The sequence below is a fragment of the Kribbella sp. VKM Ac-2568 genome, from assembly GCF_004345365.1.
GTDB classification, from domain to species: Bacteria; Actinomycetota; Actinomycetes; order Propionibacteriales; family Kribbellaceae; genus Kribbella; species Kribbella orskensis.
Genome location: NZ_SLVF01000003.1, coordinates 573176 through 595665 on the forward strand (window position 1 = coordinate 573176; position 22490 = coordinate 595665).

Genomic DNA, 22490 nt, shown 5'->3' on the forward strand with positions numbered 1-22490 from the left:
GGCGACCATGACCACCGACATCACCCCGACGGTAGCTACCGCCGCGCCCGACGTCGCAGTACGGCGGGATGCGCCGCCACCCGAGAGCCGGAGCTTCAACTTCGGCCGCGCGCTGGCGTGGACCTTCATGATCCTGGTGATCCTCGTCAGCCTGTTCCCCTTCTACTGGATGCTTCGTACCGCGCTCTCCAGCAACAACGCCCTGTACGCCGGGTCCGACAGCCTGCTGCCGGTGCAACCCTCGGCCGGCGGATTCGAGCGGGTCTTCGGCCTGCAGACCGGGCAGGAGGCCATCGATGCCGGTGGCGCCGGACAGGCGATCAACTTCTGGCGCTACCTGTTCAACTCGGTCGTCGTCGCCACCCTCATCACCGTCGGCCAGGTGTTCTTCTCCGCGATGGCGGCGTACGCCTTCGCGAGGCTGCAGTGGCGGCACCGTGAGAAGGTCTTCGCCTTCTTCCTCGGCGGTCTGATGATTCCGGCGATCTTCACCCTGCTGCCGAACTTCGTGCTGATCAAGCAGCTGGGCCTGGTGGACACGCTGCTCGGGATCTCGCTGCCGACGATGTTCATGACACCGTTCGCGGTGTTCTTCCTGCGCCAGTTCTTCCTCGGCATCTCCCGCGAGGTGGAGGAGGCCGCGCTGATGGACGGCGCCTCCAAGGTCCGGGTCTTCTTCCGGCTGATCCTGCCGATGTCGGTGGCGCCGATCACGACGCTGGCGATCCTCACCTACATCGCCGCCTGGAACGAGTACTTCTGGGCGCTGATGGTCAGCTACACCGACAGGTCGCGCGTCCTCACCGTCGCGCTCGGGGTGTTCAAGTCGCAGACCCCGCAGACCGGCCCGGACTGGGCCGGCCTGATGGCGGCCACCCTGGTCGCCGCTATTCCGATGCTGCTGCTGTTCATGCTCTTCGCGAAGCGCATCGTCAACTCCATCGGCTTCAGCGGGATCAAGTGAGGAGGCACCGATGATCACCTTCCGGCAAAGAATCCGTACTGCGGCCGTCGCCCTGGTGACCGTCACCGCCCTGGCCGCCTGTGGCGGTACGAGTGGTGGCAGCGCGAACGGGACGATCGAGTACTGGCTGTGGGACTCCGCGCAGCAGCCGGGATACCAGAAGTGCGCGGACGCCTTCGAGAAGCAGAACCCCGACCTGAAGATCCACATCTCGCAGTACGGGTGGGACGCCTACTGGAGCAAGCTCACGGCCGGGTTCATCGCGGACACGGCACCTGACGTCTTCACCGACCACCTGTCGAAGTTCGCGCAGTACGTCGATCTCAAGGTGCTCCGGCCGCTCGACGACCTCGCGCCGACCAGCGACATCAAGGACGGCGACTACCAGGAGGGCCTGGCCGAGCTCTGGAAAGGCCAGGACGGCAAGCGGTACGGCGCCCCGAAGGACTGGGACACGATCGCGATGTTCTACGACGCTGCCGCCCTGAAGGCAGCGGGCGTGGATCCCGCCGACCTGCAGAGCCTGACCTGGAACGCCCAGGACGGCGGCACGTTCGAGAAGCTCGTCGCGCACCTCACCATCGACACCAAGGGTGTTCGCGGTGACGAGCCGGGCTTCGACAGGACCAGCGTCAAGACGCATGGGCTCGCGTCCGAAGGCTCGGGCGGCGGCGGTTGGGGTCAGACCCAGTGGTCGGCGTTCACCGGCAGCGCGGGCTGGCAGGCCACCGACAAGAACCCCTGGGGCACCCAGTTCAACCTGGACCAGCCCGAACTGCAGGACACGCTGAGCTGGTACTTCGGGCTCGTGCAGAAGGGGTACATGGCCAGCTACGAGGAGATCGGCGGCGCCAACGCGATCGGCACGGACAAGCAGATCCAGTCCGGCACGGCCGCGATGGGGCTCAGCGGCTCGTGGATGATCTCGACCTTCACCAAGCTCACCGATGCCGCCGGCAAGAAACTCGAGATCGGGCTCGCGCCGACCCCGATCGGACCGAGCGGCAAGCGGGCGTCGATGTTCAACGGTCTCGCCGACTCCGTCACCACCTTGTCGAAGCAGCCCGAGAGTGCGGCGAAGTGGGTGAAGTTTTTGTCCGGTGCGGAGTGCCAGAACATCGTCGGCCAGTCCGGCGTGGTCTTCCCGGCCCGTCCGGCCGGTACGGACCTGGCCATCGCCTACAACAAGAACGAACGCAAGCTCGACGTCACGCCGTTCACCCAGCAGGTGAAGGACAAGACGACGTTCCTCTTCCCGGTGACGACGAACGCCGCCGACATCGCGGCCCTGATGGCACCCCGCTTCGACGCGGTCTACATCGGCAGCGAACCGGTCGGCTCGCTGACCAAACTCAACAGCCAACTGAACGACCTCTTCAAAGTCGCCCAGTAGTGCACCCGTGACGCCCGGGCGGCTCGTTGGAGGGAGAGCCGCCCGGGCAAGGGTGTCGCGACTGTTGTCCACCACCAACCTGTACGGCAGGTCGCCCTCGCTGGGCGCCGTTCCGCCGACCACGGTTCCCGTTCCCTTACCGAGCTGGGTGCTGCCCTGGAACAGGGTGATGGTCTGCTGCGAGCGCTGGTAGTCCATGGACATGCCGACGTGATCCGCGGAAACGCGCCGCAACATCAGCTACCGTCCGCGGGATGGGTCTCGACGCGCCGCCTCCTCCGCCGATCATGTCCGCCGATCGCGCGCTGACCCTGCTGAGCCTGTTGACCGATGCCGGTCTCGACGTCTGGGTCGACGGCGGCTGGGGCGTCGACGCCCTGGTCGGGTACCAGACTCGTGACCACGGCGACCTGGACCTCGGAATCGTCCGCCCCGACCTCGGTGCAGCTATCGACCTGCTCGGCACCGTCGGCTACCTGGTCACCGATGACCGGTACAGGCAGGTCACCGTTCAGTTGACCCACGCGGAAGGGCATCGGGTTGATCTGCATCCCAGTACGCCGGTTGCCGGCGGTGGTACCGAGCAAACCGAGTTCGACGGGAACACCTATTACATCCCGCCGCCAGTTGCCGGGCGCATCGGCGGTCGGGCCATCCGCTGCATGCCGTTGAGTACTCAGTTCCGGACCCACGCCGGCTACGAGCTGAGGCCTCAGGACCACCACGATCTCGAGCTGCTGAAGGAGCTACCGCAGTAGGTCGCGGGATTCCCAGTGAGGTGTTGAGGCGGGGACTACCTGGCCGGGGGTGAGGGTGGGGAAGTGGGCGCCTAGGCCGGGGGTGTTCTGGAGGGTGGACCACAGGCGGTGGCGGGTTTGGTGGGCGAGGGTGGGGTTGACGTCGCCGAAGGAGCGCCAGGTGGGCTCGGCCAGCTGGATGGGGCAGGTGATGGCGTCGCCGAGCAGGAGGAGGTGGGCGGGGCCGGAGGTGAGGGAGACGCTGAGGTGGCCTGGGGTATGGCCCGGCGTGAGGATGGCAGTGATGCCCGGGGCGACGGTGGTGTCGTGGGTCAGGGGGCGTTGGCGCGGGGCGTTGGTGAGGAATCCGTCGCGGATGTGGGGGCGGATGTCGCCCGGTCCGTTGACGAAGTAGTCCCAGTCGGCGGCGCCGTACCAGATCATCGCGTTCGGGAAGACCGGCTCCGCGGCGAGGTCGAACACCCAGCCGACGTGGTCGGTGTGGAAGTGCGTGATGACGACGTCCGTGATGTCGCCGGCCCCCACTCCGAGCGCACCCAGTCCGACGAACAACTGCCCGCCGACCAGCCGCATGCCGTGCGGCAGATCGTCCTGGTCCGGTCCGAGGCCGGCGTCGACCAGGATCACCCGGTCGTCCGACCGGATCAGGAAGCACCCGATCGGCAGCCAGGCCTTGTCGTCCCGCGCGAAGAACTCCGGCCGCGCGTCATCCGGCACCTCCGCACCGAAGTACTTCGGATGCACGCTGAACGTGCCGTCGCTGATCGCGTGCACCTGCATCGCACCGAGTTGCATCGAAACTCCTCGAGCTGATCGTCAGACCTCCTTCCTACCTGACGATCAGCCCGAGGTGGTGAATCAGTCGAGCAGCGGGATCAACTGCTCCTCTTCGTAGTCGAGGTGCTGCGTCAATTCCGTGATGAGCTCGTCGACCGCGGCCAGCACCGAGGTGGTGCTCGGTGTGGACACGAGGGTCTGCAGTGCCTCGAGCAGCCCGGCGATCTTGGCGTGCTCGGCTTCGAGGGTGGTGATGGTGGCTGCCAGTTCAGGGTGGCGTTCCAGCATCGACGGGAAGAGGCCTCCGGATTCGAAGGTGTGGTGAATGTGCAGACCCCGGCAGAGCGTCAGGCAGTTGATCCTCAGCTGTGCGCCGATGCCTGGGCCGGACGACGCGACCTCTCGCCGGACCAGGGCCAACTCGCGCCGGAACGCGCCGTGGATCAGGCGCAGCGCCGCACCGAACGAGCCCGCATTCGGCGGACCACCGGCGACCTGGGTGAGTGCAACCACCGGGATGATCCGGGTGGTCTTGGACTGGTACTCAGCCCAGCCGGGATCCGCCTCAGCCAATCGCGCGAAGGTCTCGTGGCGCTCGGCGTCCCGCAGTACAAGGGCTTCGGCTTCGTAGGTGAAGACGCCGGTCTCGACGGTGGCGCGTGGGTTGGCAAGGAGGTTGTGGTACCAGTCGGGGTGCTTGGCCCCGCCACCTGCCGAGCCGACCACGAGAACCCGATCCGCTGTATCCGGGTAGTAGCCCAGGACGGTCGTATGCGGCTTGCCGAAGCGCGCCCCGGTCGTGGTGAGCAGGAGTAGCCGGGCCCCGTCGAAGGGACCACCGACCCGCCCCGCATTGGCACGGAATTCCTCGATGATCTGCTGGGTGAAATTGTTCAGGACGCTGTTCTTTCTCGCTGGATTCCGGGCACGACGAAATGCCCGTAGGGAAGTACGGGACGGGAAGCCGCCGGCAGCGCGGCAGGCTGGAAGTTCACGACAGCACGGCAGAACCCGTGCGATACAAGGAAAGGCGGGCCTCTAGCGGCCCTGCCGGCGCTCAGAGCGCAGCCGGGTACCCAAACTCTTCTTGGCCCAAGGCCGACCCGGCAGTCACCCGAAGAGCATAAACGCCAACCAGGTCAGAAAGAACCCACAACTCAGGAAGCCTCAGCGTAGGAGTCGACGTACTCCTGGGTGGAGTGGTGCTGGAGGGTGTGCATGAGGTGGTCGGTGGCGGCTCGGACGACCTGCTGGTTGATCGGACGGTTCAGGTAGGGGGTCAGGTCCAGGGGCTCGCCGATGATCAGGTGGACGTGGCCGAAACGCCAGCGGCGGGAGCCGACCGGGTTGACCTGGTCGGTGCCTTTGACAACGACCGGTACGACGGGGGCGCCGGTGGCCAGGGCGACGCGCATCGTGCCGGTCTTGCCGCGGTAGAGGCGGCCGTCCCGCGAGCGGGTGCCTTCCGGGTAGATCCCCCAGACACCACCCGCTTCGAGGATCGCGGTCGCGGCGTCCAGCGCGTTCCGGGCCGCGCGGCCGCCGGACCGGTCGATCGGCACCTGCCCGCTGGCGCTGAAGAACCCGCGCAGCAGGCGGCCGCTGAGCCCGCCGGTGGTGAAGAACTCGTTCTTGGCCACGAAGGTGATCCGCCGTTTCACCAGCAGACACAGGTAGAACGAGTCCACCACCGCGAGGTGGTTGCCGGCCAGGATCAGCGGCCCGGATCGCGGCAGGTGGTGCGCGCCTTCGATCGTCGGCCGGCCGAGGACCCGCAGTACGGGGCCGATGAGGACGTACTTGAACAGCCAGTACCACACGGAAGCCTCCAGGAAGTAGACAGTGTCTACGGCGCGTCGTAGACACTGTCTACCTGATCCGGGTAGACAATGTCTACCGTGGACAGCTCCCCGTTGCGCGAAAGGCTGGTCGCGGCCGGCGTCGAACTCCTCGAGGAGGACGGCCTGGCCGAGCTCACCCTGCGCGCGATCGCCCGGCGGGCCGGCGTCTCGCACGGCGCCCCGCGGCGCTACTTCCCCACCCACAACGCGCTGCTGGCGGCGATCGCGGCCACCGGGCTCGCCGATCTGGCCGCGCGAATGACGCCACCGGAGGGCGACCAACCAGCCGAGGAGCGACTGGTTCGCCTCGGACTCAGCTATCTGGAGTTCGCTGCCGAGCGGCCGGCGATGTTCGAGTTGATCTTCCGGCACGACCTGCTGGCGGGGGCCGGGGGCAACTTGCGGCAGACGTCGGTGCCACTGTTCGGGACCATCATCGCCCTGGTGGAAGAGGCGGTTCCGCAGGACGCCCGCGAGCGGACCATCGCCTTGTGGACCAACCTGCACGGCCTGGCCACGCTGCGCGCCGCCCACACCCTGGACCTGGTCTACCCGGATGGCGGCGTCGAGCACCTGGTCCCGAAGATGGTCCGCGCGCACCTGTCCTAGAGCTCAGCCAGTACGCCGTAGTGGTCGCTGAGCCAGACGCCATCGACCGGGCGATCGCCGACCAGTTGGACCGACAAGACGGGCGCCCGGGTCAGGATGTGATCGACCCGGCGCCGATGAGTGGGATCGCCCAGCAGACGGTCGATCTCGAGCGCCGCGACCGGGTTGTTCACAGTCCACGTGTAGCCGGGTCCGTCGCCCGCCTCAGCCCACGCGTCGTCGAAGTATGGGTGAGATAGCGGATGGTCGGCGAAGAAGGTCCGGCATTGAAGTCGCCGGCCACGATTGTCGGCAACTCAGTGCGGTGGCGCGCGTCGAGATCCGTGATGTCGTGCGCTTGTTTCTCACGTGCTTCTTCGTGTTCCAACCGCCACGGCGTCGTCGGTACTACGAACAACTGGTCGCCGCGGCCGGGAATCTCCACAACAACGGCCAGGTCCACCAATGCGGATCGCCGCGGTGCTCGACAACCTCGACCACGCGATGCGGCCACCGGGTGGCGATCACGGTGCCGTGGCCGTCGTTCTGGACATTCAGCGTGAGGACTCGCATCGCCCATCGGGTGCCCATGCGGCCGGCGAAACAATCCGGCACGCGGACTTCCCCTAATTCCGCTACGGATAGTCAACAACCGCACTCGACGGGTAGCAGAAATGCGGTGGATTAGCTGATCCGGCAGAAATCGTCCGGAAAGTCAGCAAAAGGCCGGACGAAAGCTGTAACGCCCTTCAGGTTGTGACGATAAACGGTTGAGCGGCCTGGTCTTGAGGGGGGCAAGTGGACGCTCCGGTGTTTCTTCGGGACCACCGGTGATTGTGGAGGGGGCCCCAGCAGGTGCTCGCCCGGGGCGGGGCGAGCACCTGCGAAGGGGAACCTCCGCGGCCGTGAGTCCGACCGGCCCTGGTTCAGCCCTTGATCCCGACGTTGGCCATTCCCTCGACGAAGCGCTTCTGCGCGAAGACGAACATCACGATCATCGGCAGCGTCGCCAGCGCCGTACCGGCCATCAGGTAGGGCCACTGGATCTCCGCCGGGTTCTGCGCGAAGATCGCCAGCCCGAGCTGCAGTGGTCGCATCGAGTCCGACGTGGTGATCATCAACGGCCAGAGGAATCCGTTCCAGGCCGCCTCGATCTGGAACACGCAGATGGTGATCAGGGCAGGCTTGACCAGCGGCGTCATGATCCGCCAGAAGATGCCGAACTCACCCAGCCCGTCGACCCGGGCCGCCTGCGCCAGCTCGTTCGGGATCGAGACGTAGAACTGCCGGGCCAGGAAGGTGAACAGCGGCGCGGCGCCGAGCGGGATGATCAGGCCCCACCAGGAGTTCAGCCAGCCGATGCCGCCCTGACCGAGGATGTTGTTGCCGCCGAACAGCGGGATCGACTTCACGATCAGGAACAGCGGCACCAGGATGATCTGGAAGGGCACCAGCAGGAGCAGGATGAAGTAGCTCAGCAGCGCCTTGGAGCCCCGGATCGGCAGCTTCGCCAGCGCGTACCCCGCCGTCGTACAGACCGCCAGGGTGAACGCGGTCTCGCCGACGGCGATGAACAGGCTGTTGCGGAAGTACCGCAGGAACGGCGCGCTCTGCATCGCCTCGACGAAGTTCCGCCACCGCAGCTCAGTCGGCAGCCAGGAGAACGTGGCGATCTCCAGGTCGTTCTTGAACGCGGTCAGCACCATCCACAGGAACGGCGTGATCATCAGCACCGCGCCGAGGCTGAGCACGACGTACAGGAGGATCCGGCCGATTCGGAGCCCGGACGGCTTCTGGCTCGCGATGGGGCCGGTGATCGTTGCGCTAGTCATTGACATCCGCCTTCTGGAGCAGGCGTCCGGCGCCGATGAAGAGCGCGATCACGATCATCATGATCACGGTCTCAGCGGACGCGTAGCCGAGTTTCAGGTCCTGGAACGCGTTCTGGTAGATGTCCAGCACCAGCACCCGGGTCTCGGTGCCGGGCCCACCTCTGGTCATCACGTAGACCAGGTCGAAGACCTGGAAGGTCCCGACGATCGAGGTGATCAGGACGAAGAACTGCACCGGGCTGAGGGCCGGCAGGGTGACGTTGACGAACTTCTGCCAGCGGCTCGCGCCGTCCAGGTCGGCCGACTCCAGCAGATCACGGGAGACCCCCTGCAAGGCGGCCAGGTAGATGATGATCTTGGTCCCCAGCCCCTGCCAGATACCGACCACCATCAGCGACGGCAACGCGGTCGCGGGGTCGGCCAGCCAGCGGTTCGGCGCGAAGCCGAACAGGCTGAGGAAGCCGTTCGCCAGACCTGAGCCCGGGTTGTAGATCCACAGCCAGATGGTGGCGATCGCGACCGTCGCGGTCACCGTCGGGATGTAGAACGCGGTCCGGAAGAAGCCGAGGCCCTTGATCTTCTGGTTCAGCCCGACCGCGACCGCCAGCGCGATCGCCATCGAGATCGGAATCACCACGACGGCGTACAGCACGGTGTTGACCAGGGATGCCTGGAAGTCGACGTCGCGGAAGAGGTCGGCGTAGTTGCCCAGGCCGACCCAGGACCAGGAATCACCGAAGCTGTAGTCGGTGAGGCTGAGCACGAGCACGGCCAGCACCGGGATCACGATGAAGATCCCGGAGTGCAGCAGAGCCGGGCTGAGCAAGATCCAGCCGGCTCGGACCTGGCTGCGGATCAGCTCGCGGCTTTCCTTGACCGGCGCGGCCCCGCGTGGCGCGGCGGCGGTTTTCGTGGGGTGTTCGAGTGTGGCGCTCATCGGGACTGTCCTGCCAGGTTGGCCAGCACCTTGGCGGGATCCTTCTGACCGAGGACCGCCTGGGTGAGCTGGATGTCGAAGTTGCCGCGCATCTCGAGCCAGTTGGTCGGCGGGCTGTTCTCGTTCACCGCGTACACCAGTCCGTCGGCGACGAACTTGCTCAGCGGGTTGGACTTCGCCTGCGGCGAGTTGCCGGCGTCCTTGTAGGCCGGCAGCTTCTTGTTCAGCTTGGCGATCGCGTCCAACGTCGTCGGCACGGTCAGCGACTGGATGAAGGCCCACGCCGCGTCCTTGTGCCGGCTGCGTGACCCGATCGACGCCAGGTCGCCACCGACGTACTCGATCTCCTGGCCGCTGTCGAACCGGAAGAACTTCAGGTCGTCGCAGTTCTTCTGGCCGATGCCCTTGTCCGAGCAGTCGACCGCTCCGCCGACGATGCCCATCGCGGCCTCACCAGTGAGCACGAGGGGTTGCTGGGCGGCGTTCTGCTGACCGTACGGCTGGACGTTGTTGATCATCGACTTGATCCACTCCAGCGTCTCCAGGCCCTTCTGGTTGCTGAAGTTCGGCCCGCCGTTCACGTAGAGCGGCGTACCGGTCGAGGCCAGGAAGGTGGTGAACGACTGCCGGAAGCCGGTCGCCGAGGCGAGGTCGAACCCGCTGCGGGTGATCGACCCACCTTCGTCCCGCTCGGTCAGCTTCTCGGCCGCGACCTTGATCTCGGCCAGTGAGGTCGGCGGCTTGTCCGGGTCCAGGCCGGCCTCGCGGAACGCGCTCTTGCGCAGCGCGACGGCGCGGGCGTCGGCAACCAGCGGATACCCGTACAGCTTGCCGTCGTACGTCGCCGGCTCGATCAGCGCGGCAACGCTCTTCTCCTTGATCACTTCCGGAGTCACGCCGTACGCCGCCAGGTCGGCGAAGATCCGCTTCGACGCGAACGGCTGGATCCAGCCGACGCCGGTGACCATCACGTCGTACGGGATGCCGGCCGCGATCGAGGTGGACATCTTCTCGTTCAGGTTGTTGTACGTCGCGAAGTCCGGCTCGACCTTCATCTTGGGATAGGTCTTCTGGAAGTCCGCGACGACCTTGTCGAACTCCTCCCGGCCCTTGGTACTGGGTGGGAAGGACGGGAGCAGCACGCGCAATGTCCCGGTCGCCTCAGCCGGCGGGACGCCGTCCGTGCTCTTGTCGATCACCCCGTTGCCACAACTGCTGGCGGTCAGGCCGAGCATCGCGGCCAGCACCACCAGTCCACTCCGGGCGCCACGTCTCACAGGGGAACTCCTTCGCTGCCGAGCGGATCGGCGCCCAAGTCGTGACGACCAGACCACCGAGTGCAGCGAAAGTATGGGAAAGGGCTTTCCTCGTCAATACCCCAGCGCTCGAATGATCAAATTCGATCACCAACGGAACTCCGACGATCAAAGTTCCATTCACCGGACCCACCACACACCTCACCGTACGTAGTTTCAGCCACTGGCCCTTGAGCGCCCCGACCAACATGCGCAACGCCTCGTTACCGCCTCGACAACCCGCGTGTACTCCGCGTAGAACTGCTCGTACTCCATCAGCGACTCCAGGCCTTTGCTCAGCGGCAGCTTCAGCTCTCGCGCTCAGGCCCCTGCCGCTGCTGTCCAGTCTGCAGACCAGAGCGACGGGAACCCTGCTCACCCGTCCCCAACGGCTTAGCCGACGACATCGGCGCCGTCCCACTCAGCCCAGCCCGCATTGCCTGATCGAGGTCACCCGGCGATGACGCCGGCCGCTGAACACCCGAAGGCTGCGCTCCGGTCTGCCGCTGACCCACAGGCTGCGCACCTGCCTGCTGGGTTCCAGTTTGTTGGGTCCCGTTCGGAGATGGCGGGACGAGCACGCCCGGCTGACTGTTGTCTGGATCCGGCTGAGACTGCTGGCCCGGTCCAGCCTGCCGATCCTGCTGCGATTGCTGCGTCAGGTTGGTCTGCTGCGTTCGCAGGGCCTGTTGACCGCGATCCTGGAGGAGCTGCGGCGCCGGCTGCGCCCACTGCTTGCGCAGGGCGTCGACCTCCCTGTATCCGTCTCTGGCGGATTCTCCGCCGATCCTGCGACGCGGCCGGTCAGGTTCGTTCTCGTCCAGTTCATCGATCTCCGCGAAAGCCGGCCGCATTGCCTCCGCGATCCGGTCGACCGAGGCGGCTCGCTGGTCCGACGGCACCAGGCCAGGTAGGTCGCTGTTGTCATAGATGATCTCGGCCGCGGCCTGGAACTTCTGGTCTGCGGGCACGACCGCGAGCCGTTGGACCACCTCGTCGCTGCCGACCCCGCTGCGACTCCCGATGGTGTTGGAGAAGGCCTGTGCCGCTGGTAGGAACGGCCTGTAGACCGGCTTCGAGCGGGCCTCTTTGATGCCCGGTGCGACCTGGTCGAGACCGAGATCGTCGATGTAGTCGTTCAGTTTTTGCTGGCTGTAGAGCTCGGTAACGCTCTCCTCCAGCGCCCTGACCCCGGGCTTACGGAAGACATGTTGCGCCTGACCGTGGTCATGGCCTTCGGGAGCCAGCAGATGAACGTTTTCATGCAGGACGACCTTCATCGCCTCGCGATAGCTTCGCAACGTGGCCGGATCCTGGTTGTGCGCCCGGGCATTCCGGAACATCTCCTGGAGCGGCTCGTCGACAACCCGTGGGTTGTACTGGATCGTGTGGTCCCAGCCGGCAACGCCACCGGTCCTGCTCTTCCGGTCGATCGCCTGCAGACGACCGTTCCAGGATGAGTGGTGGGCTCCGGAGATCCGGACGGCGGACTTCGCCTGCTCGGCCATCAGCTCTCGATAGCTGCCGACCTTCATTGCAGGTCAGGTCGCAAGGAGCCGATCAGCATATGAAGCGTCTCGGCCATCCCACCGATCGACAACTCCTCCTCGGGGTCGGCCTTGTCCGCGATCCGCTCGATCTCCTCGATGCCCTTCTCCGCCCGAGCGATCCGCTCCGCAGCGGTGCCCTCGTCCAGGATGGCCGCCTTGTACGCCCCGAAGGCCTCGATCATCGCGGGCGAAGGCGGAGGGTCGTCGTCGTGGGCAACCAGATCCTCCAGCATGGCGATGTCGTGGCCCGCCCGCTCCCGATCGGCGGCGTTCTCGATCCCCTCGGCTACCCGCTGAAGCCGCTCGATCTCCGCCTTCAGATCTTCGGTACTCAGCCCCGCTCCTGCGGCGTCATAGACACGGGTGAAGTCCGCGTCGAACTGGTCGTAGTCCATCAGGTGCTCCTGGTTGGGGCGGTGGCGTCTGTTGGCTGCAGGGCTGTGCTGAGCACGTAGAGCGACTCGTTCAGGTTCATGATCGCCGCTTCCTCGCTCGGTCCGGCTGCTTCCGCAATCCGGCCGATCTCGGCCAGGTCCTCGGTGGTGGCGGCGAGGTCTTTGAGGCGAGCGACGTCGGTGGCGAAGTCTGCCGAGGGCTTGTTGGTGTCCAAGGCATCGAAGACCGGTCTGTACTCCGCTTTGAACTGCTCGTAGTCCATCGGACCCTCCCCGTGATCGTCGGTGTCCAAATCTAACCCGTGACTAGGGCCTGGCTGTGGTGGTGAGGGCGCCGCAGGAGATTCGGGTTTTGAGGGTGGGGAGGAGGGAGAGGTGCTGGGTGGCCGGGGTGCGGCCGGGGACGGCTTGGAGTTTGCGGAGGAGGAGTTCGCAGGCGGTTTCGCCGATCATCAGCTTGGGTGGGCAGACGGCGGTGAGGGGGACGGCGGCCAGGGCGGCGGTTTCGTCGTTGTAGGCGATCACCGAGAGGTCCTCGGGGATCCGCAGGCCTCGCTCCATCGCGCGTTCGACCAGGCGGGCCGCGTGCTCGTCGGAGTGCACCAGCATCGCGCGGGCGCCGTACGACTCGCACTCGTCGAGGAACGCGTCCAGCTGCGCGATCGTGTCCGGGTCCTCGCCGCGGGCCGGGAGCACCACCGGGGAGATCAGCAGGTCGACGCCGAGCGTCTCTGCCGCCTGCGCGATCCCCTGCCGCAGCCAGTACGCCGTGACGCTGGCGTTGAGGTTGATGCCGATCCGGGTGTGACCGAGCGAGCGGAAATGCCGCAGCGCGAGCATCGCTCCGTAGGCGTGATCCGTGCGGACGTGGTCGTACTCGCGCTGCGCGTGCGGGAAGCCGAACGCGCGTTCCATCAGCACCACCGGTACGTCGATGCCGTCCAGCCTCGCCCCGATCTCGGCGGCGCGCTCGTCCCCGAGGGCCGTGCTGAGGAGCAACCCGGCGACGCCGATGCCGAGCACCTTCTCGAGCCGCTCCTGCTCCACCGCCACGTCGTACCCGGAGACCCCGAGCACCAGGCGAGCGCCGTACCGGTCGGCCATCGCCTCGGCGCCGCGGATCACGTCGGTGTAGTAGAACGTGGAGCTCGGTACGACGATGCCGATGGTCAGCTGGCTGCCCTGGCTCGGGCCGGCGGCGGGACTCGTGCCGATCGCGCCCCCGTGCACCCGGCGGAGCAGTCCGGCAGAATCCAGCTCCGCGAGGTCCCGGCGTACTGTGATCGCGGAAACGCCGAGCTCCGCGGACAGCTCGGCCACCCGGAGCCGGCCGTGGCGGCGCAGGCTGCGCAGGATCAGCTCGTGGCGTTCCGGTGCAAGCATGCGGGACCTCCGGGGACTGTTATCCGGACGTGATTGTTTGTGATCATACGATCATGACTGCCGAAGCAAGGATGCCGACGTGAGGGATGGCCTGTGAGCGACACCACCGGAGGCGGCCGGACCAACGCGGTGCTCTCGAAGCTCTCGCTGATCGGCGACCTGCTGATGCTGCAGCTGGTGTTCCTGGTCTGCAGCGTCGGCGTGGTCACGCTCTACCCGGCCGCCTTCGCGCTGCAGCGGGTGCTGCCGTACGCGATCGGCCAGGAGCACCCGTCGTTGATGAGGCGGTTCTGGACCGAGTTCAAGTGGGCATTCCGCCGCTTCTGGGCGGCCGGCCTCATCCTGTACGTCGGCAGCATCGCCCTGGCGTTCGGGTTGCTCTTCTGGGCCTCCACCGACGGCCCGGTCCGGATCTTCGCGCTGGCGGTGCTCGTCCCGCTGACCGGGATGATCGTGGGCCTCTATCTCAGCGCGCTCGCAGTCCTCCCCGACGAGCCGGAGGACAGCACTCCGAAGAGCCTGTTCCGCGCGGCCAACCTCTTCCTGCTCAGGCGATCACTCGCTGTCGCGGGCGGCGTGATCGGCCTGGCCACCTGGTTCCTCCTGCTGGCCAGGCTGCCGACACTGTTCGTGATCGGTTCGGGCCTGATCCCGGCGCTGATCGCGCACTGGATCTCGCGCACCACGACCACTCGGCCGAAAAAAGATCCGGGGGACGTGTCAATCTGAGCCCATCTGGTCCGACGTGTCAGTGAAAGGCCAACCGGACCAGAAGGAGAAACCCCGATGTACGCGACGACCGAAACCCTGGCGACGACGCCGGCCGCGCAGGGCGGCCGCTCGCGCTGGCTGGCCCTCTACGTTCTCTGCGCCGGCATGTTGATGATCGTGCTCGACGTGACCGTGGTGAACGTGGCGCTGCCGGCCATCCAGGACGACCTCGGCTTCACCAGTTCCAGCCTCGCGTGGGTGGTGAACGCGTACCTGATCGCCTTCGGCGGGCTGCTCCTGCTGGCCGGCCGGCTCGGCGACCTGCTCGGGCGGCGGACCATCTTCGTCAGTGGCCTGACCGTCTTCACCATCGCCTCCGTGTGGTGCGGCCTCGCCGGATCCCAGGAGATGCTCGTCGCCGCCCGCTTCGTCCAGGGCGTCGGCGGCGCGCTGACCTCCGCGGTGATCCTCGGCATGATCGTGACGCTGTTCCCGGAGCCGCGGCAGCAGGCCAAGGCGATCGGCGTCTACGCGTTCGTCGCGTCCGCCGGCGGTTCGATCGGTCTGCTCGCCGGTGGCGTGCTGACACAGGCGATCAACTGGCACTGGATCTTCTTCGTGAACCTGCCGATCGGCCTGGTCACCGGCGTCCTGGCAGTCAAGCTGATCGAGAAGGACAAGGGTCTCGGGATGGGCCGCGGCACCGACGTACCGGGCGCCGTGCTGATCACCGCCGCGCTGATGGTCGGCGTGTTCACCATCGTCAAGCCGGCCGCCGAACTCGGCTGGACCGCGCCGCGGACGATCGCCCTGGGCCTGCTGACGCTGACCCTGCTGGCCTGCTTCATCGTTCGCGAGGCGACGGCGGCCAACCCGCTGGTCCCGCTGCGGATCTTCAAGTCCCGCAACCTGACCGGCGCGAACCTGATCCAGGCGCTGTCCGCCTCGGGCATGTTCGGCATCTTCTTCCTCGGCTCGCTCTACCTGCAGCGGGTGCTCGGGTACGACGCGCTGGAGATCGGGCTGGCGTTCCTGCCGACCACCGTGCTGATGGGCCTGCTGTCGGTCCGCTACTCGGAGAAGCTGGTGATGCGGTTCGGTGCCCGCCGCCCGCTGATCGCCGGTCTGGCGCTGATCGTGGTCGGCCTGGCGCTGTTCACCCAGGCTCCGGTCGGTGGCAACTACTTCGTCCACGTGCTGCCGGTGCTGATCCTGCTGGGGCTGGGTGGCGGCATCTGCTTCCCGGCGCTGATGGGCCTGTCGATGGCCGACGTGAAGCCCGAGGACGCGGGACTCGCCTCCGGTCTGGTCGGTACCACCGCCGAGGTCGGCGCCGCGCTCGGACTGGCGGTGCTGGCCACGCTGTCCGCGACTCGCACCGAGAGCCTCGCGGCCGCCGGAAAGCCCGCGCTGGAGGCCCTGACCAGTGGCTTCCACCTCTCGTTCGCGGTCGCCGCCGTGATCGTCGCGACCGCCGTGGTGATCGCCTGCACCGTGATGCGCCCGGCGCCCGAGACCTCGGCCGCCGAGGCCGCGGAGTCCGGCGACGAGCTCGCCCTCGACGCCGCCTGACGAACACCCAGTACTGCGGAACGCCCCGGACGCGGGGAGTTCCGCAGTACTGGCGTGTCGGGGTGGTTGTCCACAGGGTGGGGGCGGAGGTCGTCTTCTGTCCGGGGGATAGGGAAGGATGTGTGATGCGGCGAGCGGGACAGAATGCTCGTCTGTCATCGGACGTAGAGGGGATGCGGGACGTGGTGTTGCAGTCGGTCGAGCAGAGGATCGCCGAGGAGCTGGAAGTCGGCGTGGGACAGGTCCGGGCCGCCGTGGGCCTGCTGGACGAGGGCTCGACGGTTCCGTTCATCGCGCGGTACCGCAAGGAGGTCACCGGGGAGCTCGACGACGCGCAACTGCGCACCCTCGAGGAGCGCCTGCGGTATCTGCGTGAGCTGGAGGAACGCCGCCAGACCGTGCTCGAGTCGATCGAGAGCCAGGGCAAGCTGGACGACGCGCTGAAGGCCTCGATCCTCGCCGCGGAGACCAAGTCGCGGCTGGAGGACATCTACCTGCCGTTCAAGCCGAAGCGCCGGACCAAGGCGATGATCGCCCGCGAGGCCGGGCTGGAGCCGCTGGCGGACGGGCTGCTGTCCGACCCGTCGGTGCCACCGCTGGCCGCCGCGACGGTGTTCGTGAACGACGAGGTGACCGACCCGCAGGCCGCGCTGGACGGCGCCCGGTCGATCCTGGTCGAGCGGTTCGCCGAGGACGCTAACCTGATCGGCGAGCTGCGCGAGCGTTTGTGGACCCGCGGCCGGCTGGCCTCGAAAGTTCGCGACGGCAAGGAGACCGACGGCGCGAAGTTCTCGGACTACTTCGACTTCGACGAACCGTTCACGAAGATGCCGTCGCACCGGATCCTGGCGATGTTCCGCGGCGAGAAGGAAGAGGTGCTCTCGCTGACCGTGGAGCCCGCTCCGGCCGGCGAGGAGCAGGTCGACGGACCGACGGAGTACGAGGCGACCATCGCGCGCAAGGTCGGCGTGGAGAACCAGGGCCGTCCGGCCGACCAGTGGCTGGTCGAGACGGTCCGTTGGGCCTGGCGGACGAAGATCCTCGTGCACCTCGGCATCGACCTGCGGACCCGGCTGCGGCAGACCGCCGAGGACGAGGCCGTCCGGGTGTTCGCGGCCAACCTGCGCGACCTGCTGCTCGCCGCCCCGGCCGGCACGCGCGCCACGATGGGGCTCGACCCGGGCTTCCGGACCGGCGTCAAGGTGGCCGTCGTGGACGCCACCGGCAAGGTCACCGCGACCGGCGTGATCTACCCGCACGTCCCGCAGAACCAGTGGGACAAGTCGATCGCCCAGCTGGCCGCGCTGGCCGCCGCGCACAAGGTCGACTTGATTGCCATTGGCAACGGGACGGCGTCACGCGAGACGGACAAGCTCGCCGCCGAGCTGATCGCGAAGCACCCGGAGCTGAAGCTGACGAAGGCGGTCGTCTCCGAGGCGGGTGCGTCGGTGTACTCGGCGTCGGCCTTCGCCTCGCAGGAGCTTCCCGGCATGGACGTGTCGCTGCGCGGCGCCGTGTCGATCGCGCGGCGGCTGCAGGACCCCCTGGCCGAGCTGGTGAAGATCGACCCGAAGTCGATCGGCGTCGGGCAGTACCAGCACGACCTCTCGGAGAACTCGCTGTCCCGGTCCCTCGACGCGGTCGTCGAAGACTGTGTGAACGCGGTCGGCGTCGACCTGAACACCGCGTCCGCGCCGCTGCTCACTCGGGTCTCTGGCATCACCCCGGGCCTGGCGGAGAACATCGTCGTCCACCGCGACCAGAACGGCCCGTTCAAGTCGCGGACCGCGCTGAAGCAGGTACCGCGCCTCGGCCCGAAGGCGTTCGAACAGGCGGCCGGGTTCCTCCGGATCCCCGACGGCGCCGATCCGCTGGACTCCTCCAGCGTTCACCCCGAGGCGTATCCGGTGGTCCGGCGCATGCTCGACGCCACGGGTCAGGAGCTGAAGTCGCTGATCGGGTCCTCCGCGCTGAAGTCGCTCAAGGCGGCCGACTTCGTGGACGACATGTTCGGTCTGCCGACCGTGACGGACATCCTGGCCGAGCTGGAGAAGCCCGGCCGTGACCCGCGGCCCGCGTTCAAGACCGCGACCTTCGCCGAGGGCGTCGACAAGATCGCCGACCTGAAGCCGGGCATGCGGCTGGAGGGCCAGGTCACCAACGTGGCGGCCTTCGGCGCGTTCATCGACATCGGCGTCCACCAGGACGGTCTGGCGCACGTCTCCGCGCTGTCCAAGAACTACGTCAAGGACCCGCGCGAGGTGGTCAAGCCCGGCGACATCGTCAAGGTCAAGGTCCTCGAGGTCGACATCCCCCGCAAGCGCATCTCCCTCACCCTCCGCCTGGACGATGAGCCCGGCGCCCCCACCTCAGGCGGCCGAGGCGGCGAAGGCCGCTCCGCCCGCTCCGGCGGCGGCCGCGGCCCCGGCGGCGGTCAGGGCGGAGGCGGCGGTCAGGGCGGAGGCGGCGGTCAGGGCGGAGGCGGCGGTCGTGGTCCCGGCGGTCAGGGCGGAGGCCAGGGCCGTGGTCCCAGCGGCGGCCAAGGTCGGGGGCAGGGCGGTGGTCGTGGCCAGGGCGGCCGCGGCGGCCAGAACCCCGGCAACCAAGGCGGCAAGCAAGCCGAAACCCCCATGGACGAAGGCTCCCTAGCCGACGCCTTCCGCAAGGCAGGTTTCACCGTCCGCTAACCCCGTCCCTCCACCCCGGCCGGCAACCCCAAGTTGCCGGCCGGCGGTTTATGGTCAACCCACCGGCGTCCCCGGGGTCCTCGGACACCGTCGCGGGTCCTCGGACAGCAAATGCCGTGACCGAGGCCCCCAGATGGTGTCTCCGGTGTCCACAATGCACCCCAGGTAGCTGATTGCTGGGCGGCCGCAGGATTACCTGCCGGCGCCCCAGCCCCAGCCCTCGATCCAGTGGCCGCCCTTCCGGTGACTTGTGGGCTGGGTGGGGCAATGGCACGAGTGCATGTTGCCTTTGGCAACGAGTGTTCTAGCGCAGGTCTTCCAGGTGGCCGCCGGGGTCGCCGAGGTGGATGGCTGTTGCCTTGGGCTTGTAGCCGATGCGGCGGTAGATGCGGTCCGCGCCGTCGTCACCCGGTGTCAGCCAGGCGAGGTTTGCGCCACCCAGCTCGAACGCTTGCTGGGTGGCGTAGGCGGTTGCCAGTGCGCCGAAGCCTCGCCGCTGGTGCGAGTGGAGCGTGCCGACGCCGGCGATCTCCGTTACGCCATCCGCGACGGCCGTCCAGGATGCGGTTGCCACCGGTACGCCGTCCAGTCGGATCAGTACGGCGGCTCCATTGGCGGGCTCGGGCTGGAACGGAGCTGCGGTGTCCGTGGTCTCGTAGGCGTCTGCGGCTACTGCGTTCGCGGCGTCCTGCTCCTCGGCCGTGGTCACCACCGAGGCGGTGGCGCCTTCGGGGCACTCGGGCAGTTGCAGGTCGCCGGGCTCGACGACCAGCAGCGGTGGACGCGACACGATCGTCATACCTTCGGCTTCCAGCGCTTCCGCCAGGCCGGGGTTGGCCTGGTCGATCAGTTCGGCGTGCAGCCAGCGTCCTTCCGCGGCGAAGGCCTTGCGGATCGTCTCCACCGCCCACGGCACCTCGGTCGGATCGAAGGGCGTGCCGGGGTCGGCGGCCACCGCGCCGGAGAGGAACCAGACGTCCTCGTCATGCAGCAACCCGACCAGCGGCCCGGCCACGATCTGCCGCCGCGAACGAGCCAACCCTTGCAATTGAGCGGACGCGATCCGCGCAGCAATCTCCACCCCAAAACCCTAACCGCGCCCCCAACCAACCGCGCCCCCATTCCGACGGCGGTCCCTTTCCGACAGTGGTCACTAGCCGGTGGCCGCTGGCGGTCAGTCGGCGGTGGCGGCTAGGCGGTGATCACCCGGCCGGGGGTGGCTGGCCGGTGGTCAACCTGGCGGGGCGGTTAGTCGGCGAGGAGGAGTAGGTCTAGGAGGCGGTTGAGGTCGGGTTCGGTGGGTGGGGTTGGGAGGAGCGGGGTCAGGGCTTCGAGGGCGGTTAGGAGTTGGCGCTCGACGGAGCGGCGGGTGCGGCCCTGGGATGAGGCGAGGGTGGCGATCACCTTGGTTGCTCGAGGTGAGGTTGCAAGCAGCGCCGCTGAGGCCGCGCCGGAGGTCCCGCCCGGGGCCCGGCCGGAGGTCCTGCCCAGCCCCTCGTCGGCTGAGGTACCTGTGGTGGCGTCGGCAGAGAGTGGGGGGTCGTCTTCCAGGGTGACTTGGAGGTGGGCGTCTAGGGCTGTGGCTAGGCGGGATAGGGCGGCGAGGGTGGGGTTGCCTCGGCCGTTTTCCAGGTTGGCTATGTAGGGGACGGACAGGCCTGCGTCGACGGCGACGGAGGCGATCGTGCGGCCGGCGGCCTTGCGGCGGTCCCTCAGTTCGGCGCTCAGTTCCACGGCAACAGACTATCCTGAGGAAATAGTCTTGCCAAGGATTCTTCTGTGGAGATAGTTTCACCGGGTGAGGATCCTGGCGCATCGCGACTTCCGGCGGCTCTGGATCAGCAACGGGGTGTCGGGGATCGGCTCCTGGTTGCTGGTCGTGGCGATCCCATTTCACGTTTTCCAGTTGACCGGCTCTGCCGTCGCGACCGGCCTCACGCTCGCACTGGAAGCACTCCCCGCGCTGATTGTCGGCCCGTGGGCCGGCGTCCTGCTGGATCGCTGGAACCTCTCCCGCGCGATGTGGCTCGCGGATCTCGCCAGCGCGGCGGCCGTCGCTTTGATCCTGTTCGCCGATTCGGCAGAACGCGTCTGGCTCGTCTACATCGCCGTCCTGGCAGAGAATCTGGCCACCACCGTGTTCCGCCCCGCTGCCCGCGCCCTGACCCCGACAGTCGTCGGCACCGGCAAGGAACTCGCGGCCGCCAACGCCCTCACCGCCGTCTCCGGCAGCGTGATCCGCCTGACCGCACCACCTCTCGGCGCACTCCTGCTCGCCGGCCCAGGCATCGACTTCGTCCTCGCCGTCGACATCGCTAGCTATTTGTTGTCCGCAGCAATCATCGCCACGATCAGCCGCCAGGTCAGACCAGAACCCCAACCAGGCAACGGATTCAGCCAACTCAAGCAAGGACTCCGATACGTCGGACGCAGCAAGGTGCTCCGCGGAATCCTGCTGGCCAACGGCGTCTTCCTCACCGCCAACGCCGGGTTGACCGCCCTCCTCGTCCCATTCACGGTGGACCGCCTCAACGCACCGGGTTACGCCGTCGGCTACCTCATCTCGGGACTAGGCATGGGGTATCTCCTCGGCGCAGCGATCAGCTCGAGAGCCCTTACCTGGCTGGGAGTTCGCGACCTGCTCATCGCCACTCAGGTCGCCACCGGCTGCGCCTTCTTCGCCCTGGTCAACGCGCCAAGCCTGCCCTGGGCGATGGTGGCCGCAGCCCTGATCGGACTACCCGGCAGCGTGCTACTGATCACCGCCGAGACCACTGTGCAGCGGATCTCACCGACCGAGCTACTCGGACGAATCGGCGCACTCTTCTTCGCCGTCGATTCCCTCACCGTCGTCATCGGCGCCCTGGCCGCCCCCGCCATGACGACACTCGTCGGCCTGCCGCTGACGCTCAACCTGCTGGCCGCGTTCGCAGTACTGGCCGCGCCCGTGACGCTGCTCGCAGTACCGTCTCATCCGGCGCACCTGACCCGGATGAGGCTGACTAAGGCCGATCGGGAAGTGTCGGACCAGAGATAGTCAGTAGGTGCCCTTCGGCGCCCCTGGCCCCAGTAGTCGCGCCGCAGATACCAGCCCACCCCGCGGATCGGCGTTCCCTGGTCGGAGTAGACGCCGACCACACCGATCGCCCGGTCGGACGGGCGCAGCCGTAGTACCCAGGTCAGACCGCCGTTGTCGCCGAACTCGCGGTCGAGGCGGGCGCGGGACTCGTCGAGGTCGGTCGTCAGCCCCAGACTCATCGGACCACCGCGTCGCGGGAGTCGTAGGTCGCGCGGGCGGTGGCGATCTCGTTCTGGTGCTTCTCGGTCCAGCTGACGAGCGCCTGGATCGTGTCGTGCAGGGTGACGCCGAGCGGGGTGAGCTCGTAGTCCACCCGAGGCGGCACCACGGGGTGGACCGTGCGCCGGACCAGGCCGTCGCGCTCCAACTGGCGCAGGGTGACGGTCAGCATCCGCTGGCTGATCCCGTCGATCGTCTTCTTCAGCTCGGTGAAGCGCAGCACGCGGTTGTCCAGCAGTGCGATCACCAGCAGGGACCACTTGTCGCCGATCCGGTCCAGGATCTGCCGTACGTCGCAGTCCTCGCGGGTGTCCCACTGGAACGCGTCCTCGGTGCACTCGGAGTGACTCGGTTCCTTTGAAGTGCCTTCTTCCACAATCCCCGATAGTTCCCCAGGATGAGATCAGTTACAAGAGGTAACCGACCACATCGGCGAGAACCGCCAGGAACCCGAGGAGAGCTCCCGTGCCAGCCACCACCGCCCAGGACCGCCTGACCGGACGGGCCTG

25 protein-coding genes are annotated in these 22490 nt (G+C 67.5%); 8 read left to right on the forward strand and 17 right to left on the reverse strand.

The annotated features are described in order from the left end of the window. Window positions 1–7: 7 nt before the first annotated feature. From EV648_RS10150 to EV648_RS10160, 3 genes are all read left to right on the forward strand, one after another. Window positions 8–964: a carbohydrate ABC transporter permease gene (locus EV648_RS10150; RefSeq protein WP_158293956.1), complete on the forward strand. Its 957-nt coding sequence runs from the start codon at window positions 8–10 to the stop codon at window positions 962–964. A gap of 10 nt (window positions 965–974) precedes the next feature. After that, on the forward strand, window positions 975–2357 hold the full coding sequence (locus EV648_RS10155; protein WP_199234521.1) for a sugar ABC transporter substrate-binding protein: 1383 nt from the start codon (window positions 975–977) through the stop codon (window positions 2355–2357). Between the two features lie 254 nt (window positions 2358–2611). Continuing rightward, on the forward strand, window positions 2612–3115 hold the full coding sequence (locus EV648_RS10160; RefSeq protein WP_132288116.1) for a nucleotidyltransferase domain-containing protein: 504 nt from the start codon (window positions 2612–2614) through the stop codon (window positions 3113–3115). Here the strand turns inward: EV648_RS10160 and EV648_RS10165 are convergent. The 3 genes from EV648_RS10165 to EV648_RS10175 all read right to left on the reverse strand — a co-directional run bounded on the left by EV648_RS10165 (window position 3104) and on the right by EV648_RS10175 (window position 5712). Further along, complete coding sequence (locus EV648_RS10165; protein ID WP_132288119.1) at window positions 3104–3910, reverse strand: MBL fold metallo-hydrolase; 807 nt, start codon at window positions 3908–3910, stop codon at window positions 3104–3106. The genes EV648_RS10160 and EV648_RS10165 overlap by 12 nt on opposite strands. 63 nt (window positions 3911–3973) lie before the next feature. Next, window positions 3974–4912, reverse strand: a complete 939-nt coding sequence (locus tag EV648_RS10170; protein WP_370452709.1) for a nitroreductase/quinone reductase family protein — start codon at window positions 4910–4912, stop codon at window positions 3974–3976. A gap of 137 nt (window positions 4913–5049) precedes the next feature. Beyond that, entirely contained in the window at window positions 5050–5712 is a 663-nt protein-coding gene (locus EV648_RS10175; protein WP_132288125.1) for a 1-acyl-sn-glycerol-3-phosphate acyltransferase, read from the reverse strand. A gap of 78 nt (window positions 5713–5790) precedes the next feature. On the opposite strand from EV648_RS10175, the gene EV648_RS10180 reads away from it, so the two are divergent. Further along, window positions 5791–6342, forward strand: a complete 552-nt coding sequence (locus tag EV648_RS10180; protein WP_132288128.1) for a TetR/AcrR family transcriptional regulator — start codon at window positions 5791–5793, stop codon at window positions 6340–6342. Here EV648_RS10180 and EV648_RS42535 read toward each other — a convergent pair. From EV648_RS42535 to EV648_RS10220, 10 genes are all read right to left on the reverse strand, one after another. Further along, entirely contained in the window at window positions 6339–6515 is a 177-nt protein-coding gene (locus EV648_RS42535) for a hypothetical protein (RefSeq protein WP_158293957.1), read from the reverse strand. The genes EV648_RS10180 and EV648_RS42535 overlap by 4 nt on opposite strands. Further along, window positions 6512–6784, reverse strand: coding sequence for an endonuclease/exonuclease/phosphatase family protein (locus EV648_RS45150; protein WP_370452704.1), 273 nt, complete (start codon window positions 6782–6784; stop codon window positions 6512–6514). Before EV648_RS45150 ends, EV648_RS42535 begins: the two co-directional genes overlap by 4 nt. After that, window positions 6730–6912 carry a hypothetical protein gene (locus tag EV648_RS10185; RefSeq protein ID WP_132288131.1) on the reverse strand — a complete coding sequence of 61 codons (183 nt, stop codon included), beginning with the start codon at window positions 6910–6912 and terminating at the stop codon, window positions 6730–6732. The genes EV648_RS45150 and EV648_RS10185 overlap by 55 nt, the downstream gene beginning before the upstream one ends. 335 nt (window positions 6913–7247) lie before the next feature. After that, window positions 7248–8153 carry a carbohydrate ABC transporter permease gene (locus tag EV648_RS10190; RefSeq protein ID WP_241995013.1) on the reverse strand — a complete coding sequence of 302 codons (906 nt, stop codon included), beginning with the start codon at window positions 8151–8153 and terminating at the stop codon, window positions 7248–7250. Further along, window positions 8146–9090 carry a carbohydrate ABC transporter permease gene (locus EV648_RS10195; RefSeq protein WP_132288134.1) on the reverse strand — a complete coding sequence of 315 codons (945 nt, stop codon included), beginning with the start codon at window positions 9088–9090 and terminating at the stop codon, window positions 8146–8148. The genes EV648_RS10190 and EV648_RS10195 overlap by 8 nt, the downstream gene beginning before the upstream one ends. Next, window positions 9087–10367, reverse strand: a complete 1281-nt coding sequence (locus EV648_RS10200; protein WP_132288137.1) for an extracellular solute-binding protein — start codon at window positions 10365–10367, stop codon at window positions 9087–9089. The genes EV648_RS10195 and EV648_RS10200 overlap by 4 nt, the downstream gene beginning before the upstream one ends. A gap of 326 nt (window positions 10368–10693) precedes the next feature. Continuing rightward, the gene (locus EV648_RS10205; protein WP_132288140.1) at window positions 10694–11665 is read right to left on the reverse strand and encodes a hypothetical protein; all 972 of its coding nucleotides are present in this window, start codon (window positions 11663–11665) and stop codon (window positions 10694–10696) included. A 251-nt stretch (window positions 11666–11916) separates the two neighbouring features. Then, the gene (locus EV648_RS10210; RefSeq protein ID WP_132288143.1) at window positions 11917–12330 is read right to left on the reverse strand and encodes a hypothetical protein; all 414 of its coding nucleotides are present in this window, start codon (window positions 12328–12330) and stop codon (window positions 11917–11919) included. After that, window positions 12330–12593 carry a hypothetical protein gene (locus EV648_RS10215; protein WP_132288146.1) on the reverse strand — a complete coding sequence of 88 codons (264 nt, stop codon included), beginning with the start codon at window positions 12591–12593 and terminating at the stop codon, window positions 12330–12332. Before EV648_RS10215 ends, EV648_RS10210 begins: the two co-directional genes overlap by 1 nt. 43 nt (window positions 12594–12636) lie before the next feature. Continuing rightward, window positions 12637–13713 carry a LacI family DNA-binding transcriptional regulator gene (locus EV648_RS10220; protein ID WP_132288149.1) on the reverse strand — a complete coding sequence of 359 codons (1077 nt, stop codon included), beginning with the start codon at window positions 13711–13713 and terminating at the stop codon, window positions 12637–12639. 93 nt (window positions 13714–13806) lie between these two features. On the opposite strand from EV648_RS10220, the gene EV648_RS10225 reads away from it, so the two are divergent. From EV648_RS10225 to EV648_RS10235, 3 genes are all read left to right on the forward strand, one after another. After that, window positions 13807–14442 (forward strand): YesL family protein, encoded by a 636-nt coding sequence (locus EV648_RS10225; protein ID WP_132288152.1) that lies wholly within the window; start codon window positions 13807–13809, stop codon window positions 14440–14442. A gap of 57 nt (window positions 14443–14499) precedes the next feature. Beyond that, complete coding sequence (locus EV648_RS10230; RefSeq protein ID WP_132288155.1) at window positions 14500–15996, forward strand: DHA2 family efflux MFS transporter permease subunit; 1497 nt, start codon at window positions 14500–14502, stop codon at window positions 15994–15996. A gap of 125 nt (window positions 15997–16121) precedes the next feature. Further along, window positions 16122–18683: a Tex family protein gene (locus EV648_RS10235; protein ID WP_241995014.1), complete on the forward strand. Its 2562-nt coding sequence runs from the start codon at window positions 16122–16124 to the stop codon at window positions 18681–18683. Between the two features lie 304 nt (window positions 18684–18987). Here the strand turns inward: EV648_RS10235 and EV648_RS10240 are convergent, their stop codons facing one another. After that, window positions 18988–19764, reverse strand: coding sequence for a GNAT family N-acetyltransferase (locus EV648_RS10240; RefSeq protein ID WP_132288158.1), 777 nt, complete (start codon window positions 19762–19764; stop codon window positions 18988–18990). A gap of 167 nt (window positions 19765–19931) precedes the next feature. Continuing rightward, window positions 19932–20417, reverse strand: coding sequence for a helix-turn-helix domain-containing protein (locus EV648_RS10245; protein ID WP_132288161.1), 486 nt, complete (start codon window positions 20415–20417; stop codon window positions 19932–19934). Window positions 20418–20481: 64 nt separating this feature from the next. Here EV648_RS10245 and EV648_RS10250 point away from each other — a divergent pair, with 64 nt between their 5' ends. Continuing rightward, entirely contained in the window at window positions 20482–21720 is a 1239-nt protein-coding gene (locus EV648_RS10250; RefSeq protein ID WP_132288164.1) for an MFS transporter, read from the forward strand. Here EV648_RS10250 and EV648_RS45155 read toward each other — a convergent pair. Both EV648_RS45155 and EV648_RS10260 read right to left on the reverse strand, forming a co-directional pair. Beyond that, window positions 21654–21941 carry a GNAT family N-acetyltransferase gene (locus EV648_RS45155; protein WP_132288167.1) on the reverse strand — a complete coding sequence of 96 codons (288 nt, stop codon included), beginning with the start codon at window positions 21939–21941 and terminating at the stop codon, window positions 21654–21656. The two genes, EV648_RS10250 and EV648_RS45155, sit on opposite strands and share 67 nt — an antisense overlap. Further along, on the reverse strand, window positions 21938–22357 hold the full coding sequence (locus tag EV648_RS10260; RefSeq protein WP_132288170.1) for a helix-turn-helix domain-containing protein: 420 nt from the start codon (window positions 22355–22357) through the stop codon (window positions 21938–21940). Before EV648_RS10260 ends, EV648_RS45155 begins: the two co-directional genes overlap by 4 nt. Between the last annotated feature and the right edge of the window lie 133 nt (window positions 22358–22490).